Below are 5,489 nucleotides of genomic sequence, written 5' to 3'. Positions count from 1 at the left end.
GTTTTCTCGCCCCCCTGGGTTGCAGCCTTCTCAGCTGGCCTTGCAGGGCTTTGAAGCCCTTGGGCCGTTCCCAAAAGCGCCCTCTGAAGTTGTCAGGAATTGCTCCAAAACCAGGTCAATCCCCGTCGTCCGCCCGTGAGCTGGTTTGTTGGGAGGCATCTGGATAAGCCCAGTACTTGTAGGTTACCGCCAGCATAAGTAGGCTTTACTACAGATTTCGCTCAGGGGTATGGCGGGGATCCATGTATCCCAGTGCTCACCCTGCGGCTAGAGCATGGGACCTATTGCCCCCGCACCCCCGTTAGTTAAAATTGTTGGTACTAGAACTGTAAGGCACAGCTTCTTCTAGCTTTGTCCAGGTTTGCGGCTGAGCTACAGGTGCTCTGTTGTGGGCAAAGGGAACTTGCGCCTCGGCTGCAGCAAGCAAGATGGGGGTTGGCTTCCTGCAAGGACTTCGTCCCGCTGACGCGATCAGCAGGTTTTGGGAAAGGTTGAAGGTTGTAAGTTGGCTCAGAAGAGGACTGGGTGTTTTGGGGCAGATGAAAAGTAGCTTAGTGCAGCTCGATTATCGAGTTTATAAGTTGGCGCGGCTGTTGAGCGAATATTTGGAGTTGGGGAAATGGGTTGCCCTGTCTGCTGGCTCGCTGGGTGAAGAGCCTTCTGGCAACGAACATCAAGCCTGGCTGCACAAATTTTCAGTTTACTTGTCAGAGCAGGCTCCTTGCCCTGGCCTCAAGGATCGGGATCCCGTAGGCTAGGTAGGCCCTCCCCTGCTGCACTCAACATCCTGCTGCACTCAACATGTGGATCCCTTCTTGGTGGCCGAAGCTCAGTTTTCAGGTTTGGCTGATCTTTATCGGTCGGCTGCTTTCCCAAACTGGAACCGGCTTTACCTTGTTTTATGCCAGTCTCTTTTTTGTGAATCAGGTGGGGCTGACCGCCACCCAAGTGGGCCTGGGGCTAGGCATTATGGCTTTTGCCGGGGTGTTTGGCCGCATCCTGGGCGGCTCGATGGCCGATGGAGCTTGGGGGCGCCGTTCCACTTTGATCCTCTCTCTGGCTATTTCCACCTTGGGGTCGTTTGGGTTTGCGCTCTCCTATGACTTCTGGAGTTTTGCCCTGGCCAATATGGCTGCAGGCTTGGGGCAGGGGTTGTACTGGCCGCCTGCGGAAGCGATTGTAGCAGATCTAACCACTCGTGAGCAGCGCAACGAAGCCTACGCTCTCAACCGTCTGGGGGATAACCTGGGCCTCAGCCTTGGGGTGGCTATGGCCAGCACGCTGGTGGCTCTGACGGGGGCCTATCGGCTCTTGTTTGTAATCGACGGTGTCACTTTTCTAATCTTTCTGGCAGTACTTTGGTTTTTTATCCGGGAAACTCGGGCGACTTGTCCGGCAGCAGAGCCTGTGTTGGCAGGTTGGAAAACCGCCCTTAGAGATCGCTCCCTTTTGGTGTTTGGCCTGTCGAATATCCTGTTCACCACCTATGTGGCCCAGCTCAGCAGCAGCATGCCCCTTTACTTCCGCAATGGGGTAGGGATCCCAGAGGTGCAAATCGGCATTTTGTTTGCCTTGCATGGGGCCTTGATCGCTCTGCTGCAGATGCCGGTGGCCCGTTGGTTGAATCGCCGGACGCGCATCCAAGGGTTGCAGGGATCCGCCCTGATGTGGGGGGTGGGATTTCTTTTGGTTTGGCTTAGCGGTCTGGCGGCGGAATTGGGGGCTCCGGCCCCGGCGGTGGCAGTCTTGGCGCTGGCGGTGCTCTCTTTGGCGTTGGTGAGCTACAACCCCTCTGCCTCTGCTTTGGTGGCGGATTTGGCGCCGGATCACTTGCGGGGGGTGTATCTGTCGGTCAACTCCCTCTGCTGGGCGGCGGGGTTTGCTCTTGGCCCAATGATTGGGGGGATGGCCTTGGACTTGCCGCAACCGTGGGCAAGCGGGTTGTGGATCTTTTGGGTGATCACCGTCAGTTGGGTTTGGGGGATCCTCCGCTTTCTGAACCGCATTCTGCCCTGCAAGGTGAATAGGGCCGCAGTGCCTCCGGTGATGGAGCCCGCTCCCCTCGGTGACGCAGAACGCTAGAGCCCAGGAAAGAAGCAGATTTTGGGATCCCAGTCTTGGCCAACAGCTGGTTAGAGTATGGATGTCGAACAGGAAGGCTAGTTCTGCTCTTGTAGCCTGCAATTTGGTCTCAACGGTGGAGGATCTGAATCATGAGCTTGATTGGCAACATCATCTGGCTAATCTTCGGGGGTTTGCTGACAGGTTTGGGCTACATCTTAGGAGGACTGAGCCTTTGCCTGACAATCATCGGCATTCCCTTTGGCTGGCAGAGCATCAAACTGGGGTTTGCAGTGCTTGCCCCCTTCGGAAAGGAAGTGGTGGAGTATCCCGATGCCAACAGCCCGCTGCTGCTGATCTTTAACGTCATCTGGCTATTGCTGTTTGGCTGGCCGTTGGTGCTTAACCATCTCTTCTGGGCTGTGATTCTGGCAATCACCATTGTTGGGATCCCCTTTGCCAAACAACACATGAAGTTAATTATTTTGTCGTTGTTGCCCTTTGGCCGAGATCTGCGCTGAGAAAGTGGGTGAACCTAGATTGTGGGTTTATTGAGGGGTACGGCCAAACTGGTTATTAGGCATTTCTCACTTGGGATGCAGGAGAGTTTTCTGTCGGGTTGTCAGGATTTGGGGTTGCCAATTGCCAAGGCTGCTCTCGGAGTTGCTCTATTGAACCATCGTCAAACTATTGGTAATGACTTGCCTCGTGTAATTTCCCCAAGTTTGAGCAGCTATGCTGCTGCTTCCTCGTGTTGGGCTGGAGTCATCATTGCCCAGCCAAATGCCGGTCACCAGGGGAGGGTTGGGCGTGTAGCCGATAAAGAGCAGATCCTTGTTGGCGGTGGTGGTGCCGGTTTTACCGGCTTCTCCAATGCCGAGCCGGGCAGCAGTGCCGGTGCCGGAGCTGATCACCCCTTGCAGTACGGCTGTCATCTGTTGGGCGACGGTTTCTGGCAGGACAAGTCGCTGAGAACGGGGATCCTCCCGACCAGGGTAAATCTCACGGCAGGTGCGAAAGTCGTTGGGGTTGGCGCAATCGCTGCTATCCAAGATGCGGCGGATGGTGTGGGGCCTTGACCAAAGGCCACGATTGGCAAAAGGAGTGAAGGCTGCTGTCAACTCCAGCAAGTTCACCTCCATGGTGCCAATCACCATAGAAGGATAGGGTTGCAACGGCGATTGGATGCCCATTTGCCGGGCCGTCGCCACCACTTGCTCTAGACCGACTTGTTGGGCCAACCGCAGGGCAATCACGTTTTCGGAGAGGATCAGGCCGCGGGCCAAATCCATAGGGGCCGCTCCCGAGCGACAGCCGCGAAAGGTGAGGTTGCCCCAGGTGAGGGGCTCGCACGACAACACTTGGGAGAGAGGGATCCCCTGGGTGAGGGCAGCCGCATAGGTGAACACTTTGAAGGTGGAGCCCGGCTGCCTTTGAGCTTGGGTAGCCCGGTTGAAGGGGCTGGCGTTGTAGTCGATCCCGCCCACCAAAGCCAGCACTTCGCCGTTGCGGCTGTCGAGACTGACCAAAGCGCCTTGGCTGAAGCCCAAGCGGGATCCCGACTCGCGCACCGTTTGGGCCAGGACTTGCTCTGCCAAACGCTGGTAGGGCAGATGCACCGTGGTTTCGATGATGAAGTTGCCCTCTGCCGAGAGGTCTTGGCCCAAGAGCTGCCGCAGCTCCTGGAAGACGGCACTGTAAAAGTAGGGAGCAACTGTCGAGGTTTGGGAGCGCAAATTGGGGTTGAGGGTGAGGCGACTGCGCCGGGCCCGCCGAATCTCCTCTTCGGGGAAGACTTTCAGCTCGCTCAGGCGATCCAACACCCGATCCCGGCCTCGAACGGCGGCATCATAGTTGGCGACGGGGTTAAAGGCGTTGGGCGCGGGCAAAATGGCCGCCAAGGTCGCAGCTTCGGAAAGGCTGAGCTGGCGGCTTGGGATCCCGAAATAGAACTGGGCAGCAGTTTCAAAGCCGTAGATGCCGTTGCCCAGGTAAACATTGTTGAGGTAGAGAGCGAGGATTTCGTCTTTGCTGTAGCGCTGTTCCAGCTTCAGGGCGGCGACGGCCTCCCGCAGCTTGCGCCCGAAGGTGTTGCCGGAGCCGGTGTAGTCCCGCAGCACGGTGCGGGCCAGTTGTTGGCTGATGGAGCTGCCCCCCTGCTGCACTTCCCCCGAGCGCAGGTTCACCCAAAAGGCGCGGGCAATGCCCAGCAGATCCACCCCAAAGTGGGAGTAAAAGCGGTGATCTTCAGCGGCGACCACCACCTTGGGCAGAATTGGGCCAAAAGCTTCTAGGTTGGGCAGCTCCCGGTAGGTGTCCCCCTGATGGCGGCGCAGCTCCGTCTGCTGATCCCCGGCCAGGACGATCAGGGGGTTGCGATCCGCGGAGAGGGGTGGCTCCACTGAGAACTTGCTCCACTCATGGCCGATCCAAATCCTCGCCCCCAGCCCCAAGACCACCATCAGGATGAGGCAGCCGCGCACCCCATACACCTGTGGTGGGGGTGGATCCAGCACTTGAATCCAGACGCTCTCCGGATCCCGAGGCGGGCCAAGGCTCAGTTGCTGGCCATGCCGCAAGATCACCCGGCGCACCCGCTCGACACCACCGAAGGGTTTGAGGCGGAAAACGCCGTTGGTCGAGTCTTGATCTTCTAGCTGGTAGCGACCGGCATTCCACCCCAGCCAGTAGAGAATAGGGGGCAACGGGATCCGCCAACCCAGACCGGGCAGGCGCCAATCCGGGCGGGGACGGATGTGGGCGTGGAGATGGCTCACCGCGGGGGCAGGGATGCGAATGGTGGCCACCGTCTGGCTGCGACCGAGAATGTCGGATCCCTTCAGGGCAACCACCTGGGGGGGCTCTCCTGGGCAGGTAATCCGCAGGCGCACCGGGCGCTTGGGGGGAGGAGGTTCGGGGGGTTTGAGGAGAGCTGTAGGCCCGACAGGGAAAGGCCTCGCCAGAGTTTTGAAGAGGCGAGCGACGGTGCTCAACAGCGGCTTTTTGTCTTCAGAAGCAGACATGGCTCAGTCCCCCCGCAATTCGCGCGCACGGCGCAGCAGCTCCTGCATGGTCTGGCCGGGACGAGGGCCGCCTGCTGCTGAATTGAGGTTACGGGCCTTGGGAGGCCGGGCAACGGGGGCAGCCGGGGGTAGGGTGGGAGAGGAGGGGGAAGGTGGTGGAGCACCGCTGGGCAGCGTGGGATCCCAGAGGGCCATGTAAAGATGGCCTTGGGCGTTGCGTTCGATCCTGCCGGCCCAGGGGCCAACGCGGAATTGCACTCGCCCGGAACGTCCCTCGCGCACAGCCTGCAGTTCTCGCTGCAGTTGAGCAGGCAAGGGGGCTTGCAGCATATCCTCCAAGAGTCCTTCCACTTGCGGGGTGGGTACGCCATCGGTGACGGTGGCTTCGGTTTGCCGCAGGGCCAG

At 59.1% G+C, this 5,489-nt stretch carries 4 protein-coding genes and 1 pseudogene; 3 read left to right on the top strand and 2 right to left on the bottom strand.

Annotated elements, in window-relative coordinates; translation table 11 throughout:
* Nucleotides 1–539: 539 nt before the first annotated feature.
* The 3 genes from NW820_RS00515 to NW820_RS00505 all read left to right on the top strand — a co-directional run bounded on the left by NW820_RS00515 (nt 540) and on the right by NW820_RS00505 (nt 2,582).
* On the top strand, nt 540–758 hold the full coding sequence (locus NW820_RS00515; protein ID WP_414331694.1) for a hypothetical protein: 219 nt from the start codon (nt 540–542) through the stop codon (nt 756–758).
* A 43-nt stretch (nt 759–801) separates the two neighbouring features.
* A complete protein-coding gene (locus tag NW820_RS00510; RefSeq protein WP_011432585.1) occupies nt 802–2,082 on the top strand; it encodes an MDR family MFS transporter in 1,281 nt (426 codons plus the stop codon).
* A gap of 131 nt (nt 2,083–2,213) precedes the next feature.
* The gene (locus tag NW820_RS00505; protein WP_414343163.1) at nt 2,214–2,582 is read left to right on the top strand and encodes a YccF domain-containing protein; all 369 of its coding nucleotides are present in this window, start codon (nt 2,214–2,216) and stop codon (nt 2,580–2,582) included.
* 147 nt (nt 2,583–2,729) lie between these two features.
* On the opposite strand, the gene NW820_RS00500 is transcribed toward NW820_RS00505, so the two are convergent.
* Nucleotides 2,730–5,084 (bottom strand): transglycosylase domain-containing protein, encoded by a 2,355-nt coding sequence (locus NW820_RS00500; protein ID WP_414406388.1) that lies wholly within the window; start codon nt 5,082–5,084, stop codon nt 2,730–2,732.
* A gap of 3 nt (nt 5,085–5,087) precedes the next feature.
* A pseudogene (locus NW820_RS00495) lies at nt 5,088–5,489 on the bottom strand (serine/threonine protein kinase); the annotation flags it as partial.

It is taken from the genome of Synechococcus sp. R55.7 (genome assembly GCF_047461955.1).
Classification (GTDB): Bacteria; Cyanobacteriota; Cyanobacteriia; order Thermostichales; family Thermostichaceae; genus Thermostichus.
This window is presented reverse-complemented; position numbering and strand designations above follow the sequence as displayed.

Bases quoted from the DNA above. Each gene is read 5' to 3' on its own strand.
- NW820_RS00515 (WP_414331694.1), top strand. From the start codon at position 540: ATGAAAAGTAGCTTAGTGCAGCTCGATTATCGAGTTTATAAGTTGGCG.
- NW820_RS00510 (WP_011432585.1), top strand. From the start codon at position 802: ATGTGGATCCCTTCTTGGTGGCCGAAGCTCAGTTTTCAGGTTTGGCTG.
- NW820_RS00505 (WP_414343163.1), top strand. From the start codon at position 2,214: ATGAGCTTGATTGGCAACATCATCTGGCTAATCTTCGGGGGTTTGCTG.
- NW820_RS00500 (WP_414406388.1), bottom strand. From the start codon at position 5,084: ATGTCTGCTTCTGAAGACAAAAAGCCGCTGTTGAGCACCGTCGCTCGC.